Below are 16,694 nucleotides of genomic sequence, written 5' to 3'. Positions count from 1 at the left end.
TGTCCCGCGCCGGACTCGATGTTTCCGCGGATCAGGCCGCGCGGCGTCGGCGTACGGCGAACGTGACGGCACCTCCCGAGATCAGCAGCAGCGCGATTCCGGCGAGCGCGAGCGGCAGGTCGCCGCCCGTCGTGGCGAGCGCGTTGACGCCCGGGGTGCCCGGCCGCGCCGGGTCGACCGGGCTCTCTCCCGGCTCCTCGGCGCCTGCACCCGGGGTGCCCGGCGTCGGTTCGGTCGGCGCTTCGCGCACGATCACGCCGGCATCCCAGGTCGGGTCGACGCCCTCGGTGGCCCGCACGTCGTTCCATTCGTAATCGCGCGAGAGGTGGACGTTGTCCGGCCCGAGCACGATCGTCTGCGTCATGCCGGTCGTGGTGTCGGCATCCGAGTCCACGGTGTCGTCCGCCCCGGCATCCGCCTGCGTGAAGACGTACGTCTTCTTCTGGTCCGCGGTCAGGGTGAACTTCACGCGATACTCCCCGGCCGGCAGTTCGTCGAACAGGTAACGCCCGCGCTCGTCGGTCGTCGTGGTCGCAATGACCTCGCCGTCCTGGATGAGCTCGACGGTCACGCCGGGCAGAACCTGCTCGTCGTCGTCCTGTCGGCCGTCCCTGTTCGCGTCGATCCACGTGACGTCGCCGATCGCGTACGTCTTCTCGGGCTCGGGCGTCGTGCCCGGGGTGTTGTAGAGCACCACGTCGTCCGAGACCCCGTTCGCCGCGACGGCGATGCGAGTGAGCTCGGTCGCCAGCTGGTACCCGGCGGGCGCGACGTCCTCGCGCAGCCAGAACGTTCCGGCGCTCTTCACGGTCGGCGTCGTGCCCTCGGCCGTGACGATCTTGCCGTCGACCACGCGCAGGTCGCTCAGCACGACCGTCTGCTGGTCGTCGGCCAGCACCGAGAAGCGGGCGCCCGCGTCGGTGATCAGCTTCGCGGCATCCGTGCTGTCGCGCTTGAGCAGGTTCAGCGGGTAGTCGTTCGTCGGCGTGATCGTGGCGCCGACGGCGCCGATCATGTTGGTGATGCCGACGTTCGCCTGGTAGTCGACGACGCGCACCTTGAAGAACAGGGCCAGCGTCTCACCGCTCACGAGGCGTCCGCGCTCGAGCGTGACCGTGTCGGTCGACGCATCGTACGCAGCCGTGATGTTCGTGCCCGGCACCGTGTAGGTGGCACCGCCGGTCGTCGTGCCCGAGGTCACGTCACCCGGTGCGACCCATCCCAGGAACTCCACGCCCGCGGGCAGCACGTCGACGACGTCCTCGACCATGTGGGTGAAGGTGCCGTGCGGCAGGAGCTCGACGCGGTAGATGAAGTCGGTCTGCGTCAGGGCGCCCTCGGCATCCATCTCGACCCGCAGGCTTCCGGTGAAGGCGTCGTTCGCGGCGTCGTAAACGCGCTTGCGCACCTCCATCTCGTTGCCGAAGCTGGTCGCCGTCGTGCGCGAGGTCGAGGTGTAGACGATCTCCTGACCTTCCCCCTCGTAGCGTGCCGAGTTGTCGACCTCGATGGTCTGCTTCCCCTGCAGCACCTGCGTGGGCAGGTCGACCGTGATCGTCCAGCTCTTGGTGAACGGCGCGGCAGCGGCTCCCCACGCGGCGTCCTTGGGGAACGCGTCGTTCGGGGCGATGACCAGCGTGCCGTCCTCGGCGATCGTCACGTCGAACGTGTCGCCGTCGAGCGGGTAGTTGTAGTCGTAGGCGCCGGTGATCGACTCCTTGATCGCGGGGAGCGTCGCCGCGGTCACGTCGAAGATCGAGTGATCGATCTCGTCGACGATGCGCGAGGTCGCGGCGTCTCCGACGTTCTCACCGATGCGGAACGTGTACGGGATCGTCGTCGACGTGCCGCCGGTGACCGAGACGGTTCCGCCCGGGGCGGTCTTCGAGAACCGGCCCGGGTCGTCGACGCCGCCCGAGGTGTCCTTCGGGACGGTGATCGTCGTCGAGGCCGACTTCGACTCGTACTTGCCGTCGTCGTACACGAAGTACGCGTCGTTCGACACGCGGTACTGGGTCGCGTACTGGTTGTCGCTGCTCGCCTGCTGCGGCAGAGCGGTGATCGTGGCGGCGGCCGAGAGGCGGTACTCCCTGGTGACGTCCTTGCCGATGTTCACGAAGAGGTTCTTGCCGTCGACGACGTAGGTGCCCCGGTACTCGTCGGCGGCGATCGTCTTCTCGACGTCGCTCGTGATGCCCTTGGCGGGGCGGAGTGCGACGGCGGTGCCGTCCTGATCGATCGCGGTGAGGAAGCCGGCGGCATCCGTCTTCCACGACGTCTGAGCCGGCAGTGTGTCACGGATGACGACGTTGCGCGTCAGCGCGAACGGGCCGTCGGCGAAGTCGGCGAAGACGCGCAGGTCGGCGCGCAGCGTGTAGGTCGCGTCGATCGCCGTCTCGAGGGTCGCGCCGGCGGCGAGCTGCTTCTGCAGCTGTACGGCGGTCGGGTCGACGGTCTTGCCGAAGGCGGCGCCCGTTCCCGGCCGGTCCTGGCCCTTGACCGAACCGCGGATGGCGGTGCCGGCGCTGTGCTTCGTGCCGTTCACGTCGACCTGGTTGGTGACGGTGACGGAGTAGGAACCGCCGTTGATCTTGTCGACGGCGTCGTACGCGCGCTGCAGGTCGGCGCGCACGGCCTCGAGGGCAGCGGCGTCGGCGATGGTCGCCCGATAGGTGAAGGTGTAGATCGAGTTCGCCTCGGCACGGAAGGTGTGGGCGAAGCTCGTGCCCGAGATCGCGGGCAGATCGGTGAGCGCGGTGGTGACCGGGTTCAGGTCGTTCGCGTCGCGCACGACCTTGGTGCCGGCGAGCGACCCCTCGACGAAGGCGAGGTGGGCGCCGAGGGTGTCGGTCACCGTGATGTCGCGCGCCTCCCTGCTCGACACGGTGACCGTGTACGGCAGGGCGATGTCGAGCGCGCTCGGGTCGATCACGACGCGACCGTCGACGACCGTGTGCGGAATGTTCACGCCGCCGACCGACTTGTTCGACGATGTGCCCGTCGACTGCGGCGACTCGCCGGGTTCGGTGATGATCACCTTCTGGGTCGTGGGGGTGCCGTCGACGTTCCAGACCAGGTCGCGGACCTCGGACCGCTGCACCTTCTCGACCGTGAACGAGAGATCGAGAACACCCTGGTTCACATCGGCCGGGAACGGATCGTTGAACGTCACGACGAGCTCGCCGGCGGCGTTGACCGCGAGGGAGCGAACGGCGGTGTTGCCGTCGGGAACGGTGAGAGCCGCATCGGGGATCGTGATCCCCGACGGCAGGCCGATCGCGACGACGGCGCCGTCGTCCATGCTGCCGTAGCCGAGCTGGAAGGCGTAGGTTCCACCCTCCGTCAGCACGGGCATGCCGTTGTGTCCGCTTCCGGTGTCGACCGGGAAGACCGTGACCGTGCCACCCGCGGCGAGCGCCGGAGCGCTCAGCCCGCCGATGGACATGAGGGCGACGAGGATACCCGCCAGCCAGTGAACGAATGTGCGCGCGCGGGATCGCCGCGCGATGTGCTCAGACATCGATTACTCCAGAACAGATGAGGGGGCGCGTCAATGGGGGGACGCACCCCTGCGTCGGTACCGATTCCGGTACTCGTCGAACGCCGCGGCCTCGGGAACCGGGCGTTCACGCACGGGTCCGAAGACCCCTGCACTGGAGAGACGGGGAAGAAGGGCTCCGATTACGGAGCGCGGTGGGTGAACCGGGGGTGAAGTTCACGGATCACGAGAACCGCCCCCCAGAGAAGCAGACCCATCGCCGCGATGATGGCGGGCAGTCCGGTGGCGCCGCCGGACTCGGCGAGAGCGGGAGCCGCAGCAGCACCGCCGCCGCCCGTGCTGGGTTGCGGGGCCGGTGCGGCCACGACCGGCGTGGTGACGGCATCCTCGACGGCATCCGTCTCGGCCGAGCTCGCCCGCCCCGTGTTCACGACCTGCCCGGCGACGAGGTCGGCGTCCGTCACCCGGTGCGTCGCCGTGAGCACGCAGGCCGCCCCGACCTCCACCCGCTCGCACGAGGTGCTCTGCCCCGTGAGCGGGTCGTCGACCGTGACGGTGGTGAGAGCGGTTTCGCCCGTGTTGGTCGCCGTCAGCGTGTAGCTCAGCGTGTCGCCGACGGTCACCGTTCCCGAGCCGTCGGCGTCATCGTTGCCGGCGAAGTCCTTCACGAACGTCAGCGCCGCGACGGGGCACGCCCCCGAGTCCTGGCGCGAGGTCGCTCCGTACAGGGGGAGATCGGTGGTCGCGACGACGGACGTCGCCAGCGGCGCTTCGGATGCCGTGGTCGGGATGCCGTCGAGCACGAGGATCTCGCCGGTCGATGCCGCGAGGTACACGCGTCCGCCCGAGAGCGCCGCACCGAACGACAGCGGCACCTGGCCGACGACCGTGCTGGTGCCGGCGGCGAAATCGAACAGCACGAGGAACCCGCGGTCGGCGCCGTCGTGGGCGAGACCGAGGATCAGGCCGGAGTCGAGGGTGAGGAAGTCGCCGCCCGAGGCGAGGTACGTCTCGCCGTCGGCCAGCATCGGGAAGCTCACCGGCGCATCGGTCAGCCGCGCGGTCTCCGGATCGAGGAACCAGATGCTCGTGTACTGGTACCCGGCCGCGAGGAGTCGGCCGTCGGCGGTCGCGGAGAGCGAGTTGAGCCAGTTGTCCTCGAAGGGGGCGCTGCCGTCGTCGAACAGGATCTCACCGGCATCCGTCGAGACGCCCGTGGCGGCATCGATCGTGAAGAGGTGCTGCGGGTCGGTCCAGTCCACCCCGTAGAGCACGGTCTCATCGGCGTTCCAGGCGATGTCGCCGAATGAGCGGTCGAGCGCGACGCTCGACTCGAGCGCGAGAGCACCGGTCGCGGCATCCGCCCCGTAGCGCTGGAGGGTGAGCGGGTCGTCGCCGCTGTTCACGTAGACGTCGGCGGGCACGCAGGCCCCCGGCGTGACCGCGAGCGGAGCCTCCGCCGCCTGGGCCGGCACCGCAGCCGCGCCCGCTGCCAACGCGAGCGCGAACACCCCGCCGAGGGCTGCGAGAGCCCGCCCCCGTGCACCACGAATCGTGCGCGTCGAAACCGTCATTCCCTGAATCCCCTCATCGCTGACGCGGTCATCCCCGCGCACACTCTATCGATGCGCTCACACCCCCGGCATCCGATTCCGCCGCGACGGGCGGCGACGGCGCACGTCGAGAACCACCCCGCCGATGACGGCGAGCAGCAAGGCGCCGCTCAGGCCGGCGATGGCGAGGTTTGCGGGTGTCAGCCCGGTGCTGTCGCTCACCTCCGTGCGCGGCGACGGCGTCTCGCCCGTCAGGGCTCGATCGGTCGCGGCCTGTGTGAACCCGGATGCCGCGGCGGCGGGTTCGGCGGGCGCGACGAGGACCGGTCCTGTGGCGAGCGCAGCCGCCAGGGTAAGGATCGAAAGGGTGCGCGAAAGGCGCGCGCGAACGCGAGTGTTCCCCACCGGGGTTCTCCTTCATGGCTTCGGGTAAAGCCGGACGGATACCGGGCGTACATCCCCCATCACCTCGACTCCGCCCGAGGAGTGGAGAGGCAGCGATATTCTAGCCGACCTCGTGACGCGGCCGGGCAGGAGCATCCGCTTGCGACGGCATCCGTCGCGGCTTACGCTCGCGACATGTCGAGCAGCGCCGTCGGGGTCGTCCAGGAGTTCATGCGGGCATTCCGCGAGCAGGATCGCGCGGCGGCCGAGCGGATCATGGCCGACGACTTCGTGTTCACCAGCCCGCAGGACGACCACATCGACAAGGCGACCTGGCTGGAGCGCTGCTTCCCGACCGCGGGTCACTTCAGCTCACCGGCGCAGACCCTCCAGATCATCCCGATCGACGGTCTCGTGCTGCACCGCTACGAGTATGCCGTCGACGGCATACTGTGGCGCAACGTCGAGTCGCTCGAGGTGCACGACGGCCGCGTGCGCGCCGTCGAGGTGTACTTCGGCGGGTCGATCGGCCGCGTCGGCGGGTGATCGCGGGTCGCATTCGCGGGGTGTGATGGAGGGGACGCCCCGAACGCCCGTCGTCACAGGCCGAGTGCGGCGAGCGTGCGGTCCACGTGCGCGGAAACCGTCGTGGCCGACGGTGCCGCATCGAGCCCGAGCAGGCGCCGGCGGTGCGGTTCGCCGAGCAGCGCGGAGAAGAGGAGGTCGGCGGGGACGACGGCATCCACCGGCAGGTACTCGCCGAGGAATCGCTGCGCCCGACCCGGCCCCTCGTCGTAGAACTCCGCGGCGAGCGTCGCATCGGCTCCTGCCGCCCCGATGAGCGCGCGATGAACGGCGATCGCATCGTCGGCCAGGAGGTGGCTCACCACGGCGACGGATGCTTCGCGCACCCCGCCCACCGATCGCCATGCCTCGTCTGCATAGGCGTGCTGTCGGCGCACGGCGGCGCGCATCAGTCCGAGCCGGTCACCGTACTCGCTGTAGAGAGTGCGCTTGGCGACGTGCGCGTCGGCGGCGATGCGGTCGAAGGTCACGGCGTCGTACCCCTCGGACGCGAGGAGCGAGACGACGAGCTCGACGATCCGCTCGTGACGTTCGAGCCTCTCGGCGGCCGAGGGTCGTCCGCGCTTTCCTGTCATAGGAGTAGCCTAGCGTTTAATGCAACGGTTGCGTTTCATTAAGGAGGAGCGTTGGGCAATCACATCCATCACATCGCCATCCAGGACGACTGGGAGATGAGTCGCGGATTCGGCGAGTACGTCGTCTCGACGCGCGGGATGCATCTCGACGACGTGGGATTCATCCACGCGACCACGGCCGATCGCGTGAGCGAGGTCGTCGCGCGACGGTTCGGCGATCTCCGGCTTCCACTCCTCGACATCGAGATCGACGTCGAGGCGCTCGAGGCACAGGGCGTGCGGGTCGAATGGGTCGACGGTGCGCCTCGCATCCTGGGCGAGTTGCCGATGTCGAGCGAGGTGATCGCCGCCGAGAGTCCGATCGTGCGGTGAGGGATGCCCCTCGCGGGCGACTACTCGGCCGCCGCCTCCGCCTCCGCGATCTGAGCGCGGACGGCGTCCATGTCGAGGGCGCGCACCTGGCCGATGAGGTTCTCGAGAGCCGGGGCGGGCAGGGCGCCGGCCTGCGAGAAGACCAGGATGTTGTCGCGGAAAGCCATCAGCGTCGGGATCGAGACGATGCCCGCAGCGCGCGAGAGGTCCTGGTTCGCCTCGGTGTCGACCTTCGCGAAGGTGATGTCGGGGTGCTGCTCCGACGCCCCCTCGAAGATCGGGCCGAACATCCGGCAGGGGCCGCACCATTCCGCCCAGAAGTCGACGAGCACGATGCCGTCCTTCTCGACCGTCTGTGCGAAGTCCGCACTGCTGAGCGCTGTCGTTGCCATGGGGTGTCCTTTTCGTCGAGTGGCTTCCGACCAGCCTACGGATGCCGGGGCGGCTGCGGGCCGTCGGCATCCGGCCGTCGTCCCGCGGGGTCCAGCTCCGCACGCGCACGCGAATTCCGAACGCCCAGCACCGCACCGCCGAGAACCGCGGCCAGGAACGATCCGAGCAGCACCCCGATCTTGACGTGCTCGTCGGCGACCGACGACGAGCCGTAGGCGAGCTCGCCGACGAGGAGCGAAACCGTGAACCCGATGCCCGCCAGGAACGACATGCCCGCCAGATCGGGCCACCGCAGCGACGCGTCGAGACGGAGCGCAGGGATGCGACTCAGCAGGAACGTCGTGACGAGGATGCCGATCGGCTTGCCCACGACGAGGCCCATCATGATGCCGATCGTGATCGGGTCGCGCAGCGCCGAGAGGAGTCCGTCGATCCCGCCGATGCTCACACCCGCCGCGAAGAAGGCGAAGACCGGCACGGCGAAGAGCGTCGCGACGACTCCCCAGCGGTCGGCGAAATGCGCCGCGAAGCCGTCATATTGCGTGCCGTCGTCATCCTCACCGACGGCGACACGCGCCCGCTCGGTCGGCAGCACGGGAACGACGAATCCGAGCAGCACCCCGGCGACGGTGGCGTGCACACCGGCCGCATGCACGCAGACCCAGACCGCGATCGCCAGCGGCAGCAGGATCCACCACGCGCGCACGCCCCGCTGCACCGCGAAGGCGAAACCGGCGAGCGGGAGGAGCGCGAGCACGAGCAGCGGCAGACTGATCGACTCGGTGTAGAAGGTCGCGATGATCGTGATCGCGATCAGGTCGTCGACGATGGCAAGAGTGAGGAGGAAGACGCGCAGTGCCGGCGGCAGGAATCGACCGACCACGGCGATGACCGCGACCGCGAAGGCGATGTCGGTCGCCGTGGGAATGGCCCAGCCGCGCAACACCTCCGCATCGCTCGACGCGTTGACGATCAGGAAGAACAGGGCCGGAACGACGACACCGCCGATCGCCGCCGCGATCGGGAGCGCCGCTCGCCGGGGATCGCGCAACCGACCCGCGACGAACTCCTCCTTCAGCTCGAGTCCGACGACGAAGAAGAAGATGGCCAGGAGTCCATCGGCCGCCCAGGCACCGACGCTCAGTTCGAGATGCAGCGCGGGGATGCCGAAGGTGAAGTCGCGAACGGCCTCGTACCAGGGTGCGGCCGGAGAGTTGGCGAGGACGACCGCGGCGATGGTGGCGGCGAGGAGCAGCGCGCCACCGAAGACGTCGCTGCGGGCGGTGGAACGGATGCCTCGCCACAGCTCGTGCGGGGCAAGACGAAGACGGGAAGAAGACACAGGGGTACCTCGAGAAGTGGGAGTGGTCGACGAAACGTTCGGCCGCCCCGGTGAGGCGCGGCCTAAGGTCGACGAGGTGGCGGGCAGCCGGCGATCTCGCCGTGCGAGATCGTTCCCCAGACGCTCGTCCATCCGTTGGTGCCGGGGTGCATCACGACGCGCATCCACTCCCCCATCGGGGTCGCCGACGCCAGGCGGCGCGGAGCGCGCGTCGAACCTGCGGCGACGAGGGAGGGCATGCAGCCAGGGTACTGGTCGGGGCTGAACGAGACCCGATCTCCTGGCTCGGATGCTTGCTCGAATCGAACATATGTACTAAACTCGGAGCATGACATCAGACGCCGCGACTTCCCTCGACAGGGTCGAACGCGGTCGTCTGCTCGACGCGTGGGTGGAGGTGCGGCGGCGGATCGCCGAGCTCGAAGCGCAGGCGACCGCGTTGCTGGGCGAGCGGATCGGCGAGCACGATGCGGAGGTCGCGGAGCATCCGTATCACCGCGATGCGATCTACCGGTCGATGATCGCGGAGTACTCCGCGGCGGGACACCTGTCGCGGGGTGCGGTGGAGTTCGCGTTCTCCGACGCGCTGGCTCTGCAGAGCATGCCGGCGGTCGAGGGGGCGTTCACCGCGGGACGAGTGACCGCCGCGCACGTGCGCGAAATGGTGAGAGCAGCGTCCGTGGTGCGCGAGGCGGTGCGCAACGGTCGGGCGGATGCCGCGGTGCTGGGCCTCTACGAGACCGCGGTACTCGTGGTCGCCGAAGCCGACTCGCCCGCCCGCACCCGCGCGCACGCCCGGCAGGTCGCCGCGGCCCTCGCCGGTGAGACGCTCCTCGAACGGCACCGACGAGCAGCCTCCGAACGCAGTGTGACCGTGCGGTCGCTCGACGACGGACTCGCCCTGCTCACCGCGGTACTGCCCGAGACGCTCGCCGTGGCGATCCAGGACCGCATCACGCGCATGGCACGAGAGGTGATCCGGGCCCGCGATGACGCACCCGCACCGACGTTCCTCGACGGCGAAGATCCGGAAGACGTGATCCTGCCCGAACACATCGCGCCGGACGACCCGCTCGCCGGTGTCATCTTCGGCGAGGACTCCACTTTTACCATCGACCCACTCGCATCACCTGCGGCTCCCGAGAGCATCAGTGTTCCTGACGACGAGCGGACCATCGATCAGGTCCGGGCCGACCTGTTCAGCGACCTGCTGCTCGCAGCCTCGCCCAGTCCCGCACTCGGCAACGACCTCGACGGGGTGCAGGCACGCATCCAGGTGACGATCGCCGCGACCACCCTCGCCGGACTCGACGACCACCCTGCCGAACTCGACGGCCACGGCCCCCTCGACCCCGACATCGCCCGCGCCCTTGCCGGCCGCAACAACGGCTGGAGCCGTCTCTTCCTCGACGCCAGCGGCATGGTCACCGAAACCGACACCTACACTCCCACCGAGGGCATGCGCCGATACCTCCGCGCGAGGGATCAACACTGCCGCTTCCCCGGCTGCCGCATGCCCGTTCACCGCTGCGAGATCGACCACAACCACGACCACGCCCAGGGCGGCAGAACGGCGATCGACAACCTCGCCCACTTCTGCAGGAGTCACCACCAGCTCAAACATCCCGACATCGACTCCGACCACCGTTGGACCGCGCGCTCCAGACCCGACGGCACCATCGAGTGGACCAGCCCCCTCGGCCGCATCCATGCCGACCGCGCTCCGCGTCGCGTGATGTTCGTCTGACGCGTGCTCTCTGGGCGGCGCGTGCTCTTCGTGTGGCGCGTGCTCTTCGTGTGGCGCGTGCTCTTCGTGTGACGCGTGCTGCGCGCGTCGCGTCGCCTCGCATCAACGTCGCGCACCCCCTCGACGTCGAACGCCCCTCGGTGTCGCGCGTCCCTCGACCCCGCGCGCCTCATCGACCTCGCGCACCTCATCGACGCCGAGCGCATCACGCGCCTCATCGACGTCACGCGGGGCCGATCCGCCGCGATTCTCGGTCAGTCGCCGACGACGAGCCCCGCACGGTGCGCCAGGATCACGGCGTGGATGCGGTCGCGAGCACCGAGCTTGGCGAGCACGCGGCCGACGTGCGTCTTGACCGTCGACTCCGTCACGAAGAGGCTGTCACCGATCTCGGCATTGCTGAGACCCCGGGCGAGAGCGAGGAAGACGTCGCGCTCGCGGTCGGTGAGCGACTCGAGAAGAGAGGCGGCCGCATCTCCCCGGTCGGCGGCAACCTCCACCGCCGCCACGGAGGTAGGCGAGGCGGGCGAGACAGCCGAGGCGGGCGACACAGCCGAGACACCCGAGACACCCAGTGTCGGGGTCACGTGCTGCAGCAGCATCCGGGTGATCCGCGGCGAGAGGGCCGCGTCGCCGCGATGCACCGCGCGCAGCGCCGAGAGCAACTCGTGCCGCTGCACGTCCTTGAGCAGGAATCCGCTCGCCCCCGCGCGGATCGCGCCGAAGGCGTAGTCGTCGAGGTCGAAGGTCGTCAGCACGAGAACGCGGGTCTGCGGATGCCGGTGCACGATCTGCTCGGTCGCGGCGATGCCGTCGAGCCCGGGCATCCGGATGTCCATGAGCACGAGGTCGGGCTGCAGCGCCGCGGCCTGGGCGATCGCGACTTCACCGTCGCCGGCCTCGCCGACCACCTCGATATCGTTCTCGGCTTCGAGAACCATCCGGAATCCGAGACGGATGAGCTGCTGATCGTCGACCAGCAGCACCCTGATCTTCTCGGTCATGCGTCCTCCTGTATGAGCGGGAGTTCGGCCCGCAGCATCCATCGTCCTCCGTCGACCGGGCCGTGCGCGATCGTGCCCCGCACGTGCGCGACGCGCTCGTCGAGGCCGCGCAGCCCGAAGCCGGGGGAATCGCCCGGCTCCGTCGCCCCGTCGTTCACGATCTCGACGATCACGGCATCGGCCCGGTGCTCGACGCGCACGCTGGTCGCGGTCGCGCTCGGAGCGTGACGCATGGCGTTCGTCACCCCCTCCTGCACGATCCGCGACAGCGCATGGTCGATGGGTGCGGACAACATCACGGGTGTTCCCGATGCGGTCAGGCTGATCGGGTACCCCGCACTCTGCGCCGCTGCCACCGTGTCTTCGGGCGACGGGGCGGTGAGGGGCGCCAGCGGAAGAGGACTCGTGTCGTCGCGGAGCACCCCGAGCATCGCCCGCATCTCGGTGAGAGCCGTGCGGGCGGTCTGAGCCGTCGCGGTCGATGCGGTGCGGGCCTGCTCGCGATCGGCCGTCGCCGCCGCCCCCTCCGACAGCGCGACGATCACGGTGAGCGAGTGCGAGACGATGTCGTGCATCTCGCGGGCGATGCGCGCCCGCTCGGCGGCGGCGGCGAGCTGCGCCTGCTGATCGCGCTCGACGAGCAGCTGCCGCGATCGGTCGATGATCGCGTCGAGATAGCGCTTGCGCCCGCCCACGTTGACGCCGATGAGGGTGCCGATCAGACCGAAGATGACCGCACCGATCACGGCGTTCGCGGCGTCGGCGAACCCCAGCCCGCCGCCGAGCACGAAGGCGCCTCCCCAGACGACGAGCGCCCCCAGGGCGACCCCGAATCCGATCCACGCCGCGCGGGACGAGCCGTACACGGCGAGCGCGTAGGCGGTGACCAGGATGAGCGGAGTGCCGCCCGGCAGGATGCCGACCACGAACAGCGCTTGCAGCGCGAACGACAGCACGAACGGCACGAGCGGATGCCGACGCCGCCAGAACAGGGCCACGCACGCGGCCAGCACCCCGGCCAGCGCGATGATCGAGAGCACGATGCCCGCGGGGTCCGGGATGCTGGTGCGCACGCTGCTCGCCGGCGTCAGCGTGAGGAACAGGCAGAGCAGCGCGATGACCGCATCGCCCACGACGGGGTGCCGCGCCCAGAAGCGCCGGAACACCCCGGGCGGACGCGGCAGCCGCAGCTCCTCGTCGTCCCGGGCCGAGACCCGGGCCGAGGCCCGAGCCGGGGCTCGGACCGAGGCGCTGCGGCTGCGCGTCGTGATCACTCGCCAGACTCTACGCGTCGCGAGTGCGCAGCACGCCCCACGCGATGAGCAGCGTCGCGACGACCCAGGCGCCGAGCGTCAGGTACGCGACGGGCGTCTCGAGCGGTCCGCCCGAGAGGATGAGGCTCTGCGCCGCCGAGGAGGGCAGGTACATCCCGGCATCCGACACCCACTTCCAGGCCTCGCCGGCGATCGAGAACATGCTCGCCACGATCGGCAGCACGAACAGCAGACCGACGGTCGCCGCGATCGCCCCGGCGCCCGAGCGCAGGATGAACCCGAAGGCGACACCGATCAGCGCGAACACGGCCATCGAGAGCGACGCCGTGAGGATCGGCCCGAACGACAGGTCGAAGTCCGACCAGTCGATGCCCTGGTCGCGACCGGCCACGACGGCCGACACGGCAGCCGCCGTGATGCCGAAGATGATCAGCGACGACACGAAGAGGAACACCGCGAGTACGACCGACTTGGCGGCCAGCACCGAGCCGCGACCCGGGTTGGCGGTGAGCGTCGAACGGATCATGCCCGTCGAGTACTCGCCGGTGACCGCGATGGCACCGAGGATGCCGGCGAGCAGCATCGTGAACTGGATCGGCGAGACGACCGCCTGGATCGGCTCGAAGCCGGGCATGTCGACGGCCGAGGCGAAGAGCACCGCGATGCCGATGGTGAGGGCCGCGGCGATCGCGATCGACCACCAGGTGGAACGCACCGTGGTGAGCTTGATCCACTCGCCGCGCAGCGCGCGCACGAAGGTCAGGCGGTAGCGGGTGTCGACCTGGTGCGGCACGGCGGCGCGGGGCGGGGTGAGGGCCGGGGCGGTCATGCGATCTCCTTCGTCCGGTACTCGACGGCCTCGCCGGTAAGCGCGAGGTACGCGTCCTCCAGCGATCCGGTGGTCGGGGTGAGTTCGTGCAGGGCGACGCCCCGCTCGGCGGCGAGGTCGCCGATGCGCGCGGCGGGCAGGCCCGTGATGTCGAACAGATCGGGTGCGGTGCTCACGATCTCGACGTCGGGCCCCGCCACGAGCTGTGCGAGTGCCGCACCGTGCGGGGTGCGCACGCGCACGCGGTTCGTGGTCCAGGCCCGCACGAGGTCTTCGAGTGGAGCATCCGCCAGCACCTTGCCGCGCCCCATCACGATGACGTGGTCGGCGGTCTGCGCCATCTCGCTCATGAGGTGGCTCGAGAGCAGCACGGTGCGTCCCTCGGATGCCGCGTGCCGCACGAACTGACGCACCCAGCGCACACCCTCGGGGTCGAGACCGTTGACCGGCTCGTCGAGGATGAGCGTGTGCGGGTCGCCGAGCAGCGCCGACGCGATGCCGAGGCGCTGCCCCATGCCGAGCGAGAACTTGCCGGCGCGCTTGCGGGCGACCGATCCGATGCCGGCGAGGTCGATGACCTCATCGACGCGCGACGCGGGGATGCCGTGGGTCGCCGCCATCGCGCGCAGGTGGTTGCGGGCGGTGCGGCCGGTGTGCACGGCCTTCGCGTCCAGCAGCACGCCCACCTCGGTGAGCGGCGCCCCGAGCTTGCGGTACTCGCGGCCGCCGACGGTCGTGCGGCCCGACGTGGGGCGGTCGAGCCCGACGATCATCCGCATCGTGGTCGACTTGCCCGCACCGTTGGGCCCGAGGAAGCCGGTGACGGCTCCGGGCTTGATCGTGAACGACACGTCATCGACGGCCGTCTTGTCTCCGAACCTCTTCGTGAGGCCTTCTGCTGTGATCATGTGCTCCACGCTACGAGCGGCGGAGACCCCAGCGCATCCGCCGCAGGTACCGTCTTGCGGATGACCGGCGTACGACCTGCGGAGGATGCCCCGAGTCCCACCCGCCGCGCCTGTCAGGAATCCGTCGTACGTGCAAAGAGAGGGCGCGCGAGCACACGACCCGCGCTGTAGCGTCGCTCGCGGAGGGGGGAGACCGTGCAACGACTCGTGTGGGTGATGCTGCTGGTGCTGGGTCTCGCGGCGGTGGCGACCGCCGTGGTGCTGCGGCTGTGGACGCTCCGGCATCCGCTGATCGACGCCGAACCGGTGCCGACCCTGCTCGTCGCCGTCTTCTTCCTCGGCCTCGCGATCGTCGTCGTCGCGACGATCGGCAACGTCGTGCTCACGGCGATCGATCGCCGCGCATGACCCCGAAGAGAAGTGTGTAAGGAATCGACCGTTCGAGCCAAAGAGCGGATGCCGCCGCTCCGCGCCCCCGATCGATACTGAGAGTCGGGGGGCCGGCTCGTGCGCCCCGTCGAGGGGCTGACACGGGGCGCACGAGTGCTTCCTCCCGGTACCGTGAGGGGGCAGGGAAGAGACGGAGCGGGGTGGCGATGCGTCTGCGATCGGACCCTCGCGCGCGCCTGCGCGTCGTGCTCGCCGAGGTCGACGGCCGGATCGCGCGCGAACGCGCTCACGCCACTCGCACGGGAACGACGAGAGCGACGGGCGCGACGGGCGCACCGGGCGCCCCGGCACCGCGGAGCAAAGCCGTCGCCTTCCGCATCCTGTTCGACGAGCACCTGCCCCGGGTGCGGCGTCACCTCTCGTGCTTCCTCGACGACCGGAGCGAGGTCGAGGAGATCGCCGCCGACGTCTTCGTCGTGGCGTGGAAGAAGCTCCAGCCCGAGAATCCGATGGGGATCACCTGGCTGATCCGCACGGCCGACAACAAGCTGCGCGACGCCGCCCGGCGCGATCGTTCGAAGCGCCGGGCGATCGACGCACTCACTCGTGGCCTGCAGGAGACCTCCGACGCACTGCATCCGCTCGAAGCCCTCGCCCTGCGCGAGGCGATCGTCACCCTGAGCGCGCGCGAACGCCAGGTGGTCGTGCTCACCTACTGGGACGAGCTCAGCGCCGGGGAGGTGGCGCAGGTGCTCCGGTGCAGCGCGGCCGCGGTCTGGACGACGCTCACCCGCGCACGCGCCAAACTGCGCCGGCAGCTCGAGGCGAAGGAGGCGGACGCATGACTCTCACCGACGACCGGCTCGACGAGCTCTTCGCGCTCGCGCACCCCTCGCCCGCCCGCGAGACCGCGCTGCGCGCCCAGGACATCGCCCTGCGGGAGCGGATCATCCGCGGCGACCTCGCCCCGCGGCGAGCGCCGCACCGGCGCGGGATCTGGGCGGCCGGTCTGACCACCGCGGTCGCCGCCTGCGCGATCGTCGCACTGATCGCCGTGAACGTGCTCGCTCCCGACCAGCGGGCGGTCGCCCTCACCCCGCCGCCCCTCATCTATACGGATGCCGAGCCGCTCGACGCGGTGCTCGCCGATGCGCACGCGGCGCTCGCCGACGGCGACGGACCGGTGCAGGCACCGCATGTGGAGCTCGTGACCTGGGGCTGGAGCATCGACATGTCGGAGAAGAACATCGAGGTGATCCCGCAGGACGTCACGATCGACTGGACGCTCGACGAGGGCGGCGTCACGACGATCGTCGCCGGCGAGCCCTACTGGGAGGACGGCGAGCGACCCGCCGGCCTCGGCGAGAGCCCCTACGAGCCGGGGGAGCTGATCGACCGCGTCACGATGACGCCTGAGCAGTTCAACATCCCGCCCGCCACGGCCGCCCTCGACGGGTCGAGTCGCGACGAGCTGAAGGCCGCGCTCGCCCCCTATCTGAGCGATGATCCGGCGCCGACGTCGGGAGAACTCGGGGCGGCCATCGTCTCGTTGATGTCGCAGTGGACGCTCACCGACGCGCAGCACGCGACCCTCCTCGACATGCTCGTCGATGCCGGCGGGGTGACCGTGCTCGGCCGCACGACCGATCGACTCGGGCGCGACGTGGTGGGCCTCGAGGTCGCCGAACCGTCCAACCCGCTCTACCGGCTCACCGTGCTCGTCTCACGCGAGACCGGGCGCATCGTCGGCACCGAGGACGAGCTCACCGAGCCCCTCGACTTCATCCCCGCGGGCGTGACCGGCTACACGCTCTGGGACGAGGAGTAGCGCGCGCCGCA

General features: G+C 70.0%; 17 protein-coding genes. 6 read left to right on the top strand and 11 right to left on the bottom strand.

All coding sequences use genetic code 11. The features are described from left to right. Nucleotides 1-31 precede the first annotated feature (31 nt). The 3 genes from ACZ5Y9_RS01875 to ACZ5Y9_RS01865 form a co-directional block, all read right to left on the bottom strand. Nucleotides 32-3,520 (bottom strand): SdrD B-like domain-containing protein, encoded by a 3,489-nt coding sequence (locus ACZ5Y9_RS01875; RefSeq protein WP_464472104.1) that lies wholly within the window; start codon nucleotides 3,518-3,520, stop codon nucleotides 32-34. Nucleotides 3,521-3,681: 161 nt separating this feature from the next. After that, nucleotides 3,682-5,073 carry a DUF7507 domain-containing protein gene (locus ACZ5Y9_RS01870; protein ID WP_464472103.1) on the bottom strand — a complete coding sequence of 464 codons (1,392 nt, stop codon included), beginning with the start codon at nucleotides 5,071-5,073 and terminating at the stop codon, nucleotides 3,682-3,684. A 57-nt stretch (nucleotides 5,074-5,130) separates the two neighbouring features. After that, nucleotides 5,131-5,457 (bottom strand): hypothetical protein, encoded by a 327-nt coding sequence (locus ACZ5Y9_RS01865; protein ID WP_464472102.1) that lies wholly within the window; start codon nucleotides 5,455-5,457, stop codon nucleotides 5,131-5,133. A 174-nt stretch (nucleotides 5,458-5,631) separates the two neighbouring features. Here ACZ5Y9_RS01865 and ACZ5Y9_RS01860 point away from each other — a divergent pair, with 174 nt between their 5' ends. Then, nucleotides 5,632-5,982, top strand: coding sequence for a nuclear transport factor 2 family protein (locus ACZ5Y9_RS01860; protein WP_464472101.1), 351 nt, complete (start codon nucleotides 5,632-5,634; stop codon nucleotides 5,980-5,982). A gap of 53 nt (nucleotides 5,983-6,035) precedes the next feature. On the opposite strand, the gene ACZ5Y9_RS01855 is transcribed toward ACZ5Y9_RS01860, so the two are convergent. Continuing rightward, the gene (locus ACZ5Y9_RS01855) at nucleotides 6,036-6,596 is read right to left on the bottom strand and encodes a TetR/AcrR family transcriptional regulator (RefSeq protein WP_464472100.1); all 561 of its coding nucleotides are present in this window, start codon (nucleotides 6,594-6,596) and stop codon (nucleotides 6,036-6,038) included. A 51-nt stretch (nucleotides 6,597-6,647) separates the two neighbouring features. Here ACZ5Y9_RS01855 and ACZ5Y9_RS01850 point away from each other — a divergent pair, with 51 nt between their 5' ends. Beyond that, nucleotides 6,648-6,968: a DUF952 domain-containing protein gene (locus tag ACZ5Y9_RS01850; protein ID WP_464472099.1), complete on the top strand. Its 321-nt coding sequence runs from the start codon at nucleotides 6,648-6,650 to the stop codon at nucleotides 6,966-6,968. 20 nt (nucleotides 6,969-6,988) lie between these two features. Here the strand turns inward: ACZ5Y9_RS01850 and trxA are convergent, their stop codons facing one another. The 3 genes from trxA to ACZ5Y9_RS01835 form a co-directional block, all read right to left on the bottom strand. After that, nucleotides 6,989-7,360, bottom strand: coding sequence for a thioredoxin (trxA, locus tag ACZ5Y9_RS01845; protein WP_247623998.1), 372 nt, complete (start codon nucleotides 7,358-7,360; stop codon nucleotides 6,989-6,991). A gap of 35 nt (nucleotides 7,361-7,395) precedes the next feature. Further along, nucleotides 7,396-8,703: a Na+/H+ antiporter NhaA gene (gene nhaA / locus ACZ5Y9_RS01840; RefSeq protein ID WP_464472098.1), complete on the bottom strand. Its 1,308-nt coding sequence runs from the start codon at nucleotides 8,701-8,703 to the stop codon at nucleotides 7,396-7,398. Nucleotides 8,704-8,765: 62 nt separating this feature from the next. Further along, entirely contained in the window at nucleotides 8,766-8,942 is a 177-nt protein-coding gene (locus ACZ5Y9_RS01835; protein WP_247624000.1) for a hypothetical protein, read from the bottom strand. Nucleotides 8,943-9,031: 89 nt separating this feature from the next. Here ACZ5Y9_RS01835 and ACZ5Y9_RS01830 point away from each other — a divergent pair, with 89 nt between their 5' ends. Continuing rightward, on the top strand, nucleotides 9,032-10,450 hold the full coding sequence (locus ACZ5Y9_RS01830) for an HNH endonuclease signature motif containing protein (protein ID WP_464472097.1): 1,419 nt from the start codon (nucleotides 9,032-9,034) through the stop codon (nucleotides 10,448-10,450). A 254-nt stretch (nucleotides 10,451-10,704) separates the two neighbouring features. Here ACZ5Y9_RS01830 and ACZ5Y9_RS01825 read toward each other — a convergent pair whose 3' ends face one another. Genes ACZ5Y9_RS01825 through ACZ5Y9_RS01810 form a run of 4 tightly spaced genes read right to left on the bottom strand, consistent with a single transcriptional unit; the run spans nucleotide 10,705 to nucleotide 14,465 of the window. Beyond that, entirely contained in the window at nucleotides 10,705-11,454 is a 750-nt protein-coding gene (locus ACZ5Y9_RS01825; RefSeq protein ID WP_464472096.1) for a response regulator, read from the bottom strand. Beyond that, nucleotides 11,451-12,728, bottom strand: coding sequence for a sensor histidine kinase (locus ACZ5Y9_RS01820; protein WP_464472095.1), 1,278 nt, complete (start codon nucleotides 12,726-12,728; stop codon nucleotides 11,451-11,453). The genes ACZ5Y9_RS01825 and ACZ5Y9_RS01820 overlap by 4 nt, the downstream gene beginning before the upstream one ends. A 10-nt stretch (nucleotides 12,729-12,738) precedes the next feature. Continuing rightward, entirely contained in the window at nucleotides 12,739-13,557 is an 819-nt protein-coding gene (locus tag ACZ5Y9_RS01815) for an ABC transporter permease (protein WP_404596940.1), read from the bottom strand. After that, a complete protein-coding gene (locus ACZ5Y9_RS01810) occupies nucleotides 13,554-14,465 on the bottom strand; it encodes an ABC transporter ATP-binding protein (protein WP_247624005.1) in 912 nt (303 codons plus the stop codon). Before ACZ5Y9_RS01810 ends, ACZ5Y9_RS01815 begins: the two co-directional genes overlap by 4 nt. Before the next feature lie 195 nt (nucleotides 14,466-14,660). On the opposite strand from ACZ5Y9_RS01810, the gene ACZ5Y9_RS01805 reads away from it, so the two are divergent. From ACZ5Y9_RS01805 to ACZ5Y9_RS01795, 3 genes are all read left to right on the top strand, one after another. After that, a complete protein-coding gene (locus ACZ5Y9_RS01805; protein WP_247624006.1) occupies nucleotides 14,661-14,873 on the top strand; it encodes a hypothetical protein in 213 nt (70 codons plus the stop codon). 188 nt (nucleotides 14,874-15,061) lie between these two features. Next, complete coding sequence (locus ACZ5Y9_RS01800; protein WP_464472094.1) at nucleotides 15,062-15,700, top strand: RNA polymerase sigma factor; 639 nt, start codon at nucleotides 15,062-15,064, stop codon at nucleotides 15,698-15,700. Then, nucleotides 15,697-16,683: a hypothetical protein gene (locus ACZ5Y9_RS01795; RefSeq protein ID WP_464472093.1), complete on the top strand. Its 987-nt coding sequence runs from the start codon at nucleotides 15,697-15,699 to the stop codon at nucleotides 16,681-16,683. Before ACZ5Y9_RS01800 ends, ACZ5Y9_RS01795 begins: the two co-directional genes overlap by 4 nt. The last annotated feature ends 11 nt before the right edge of the window (nucleotides 16,684-16,694 follow it).

It is taken from the genome of Microbacterium sp. T3-8, assembly GCF_055398145.1.
The sequence above is the reverse complement of the archived record's forward strand: the minus strand, read 5'-3'. Positions and strand labels throughout refer to the sequence as shown.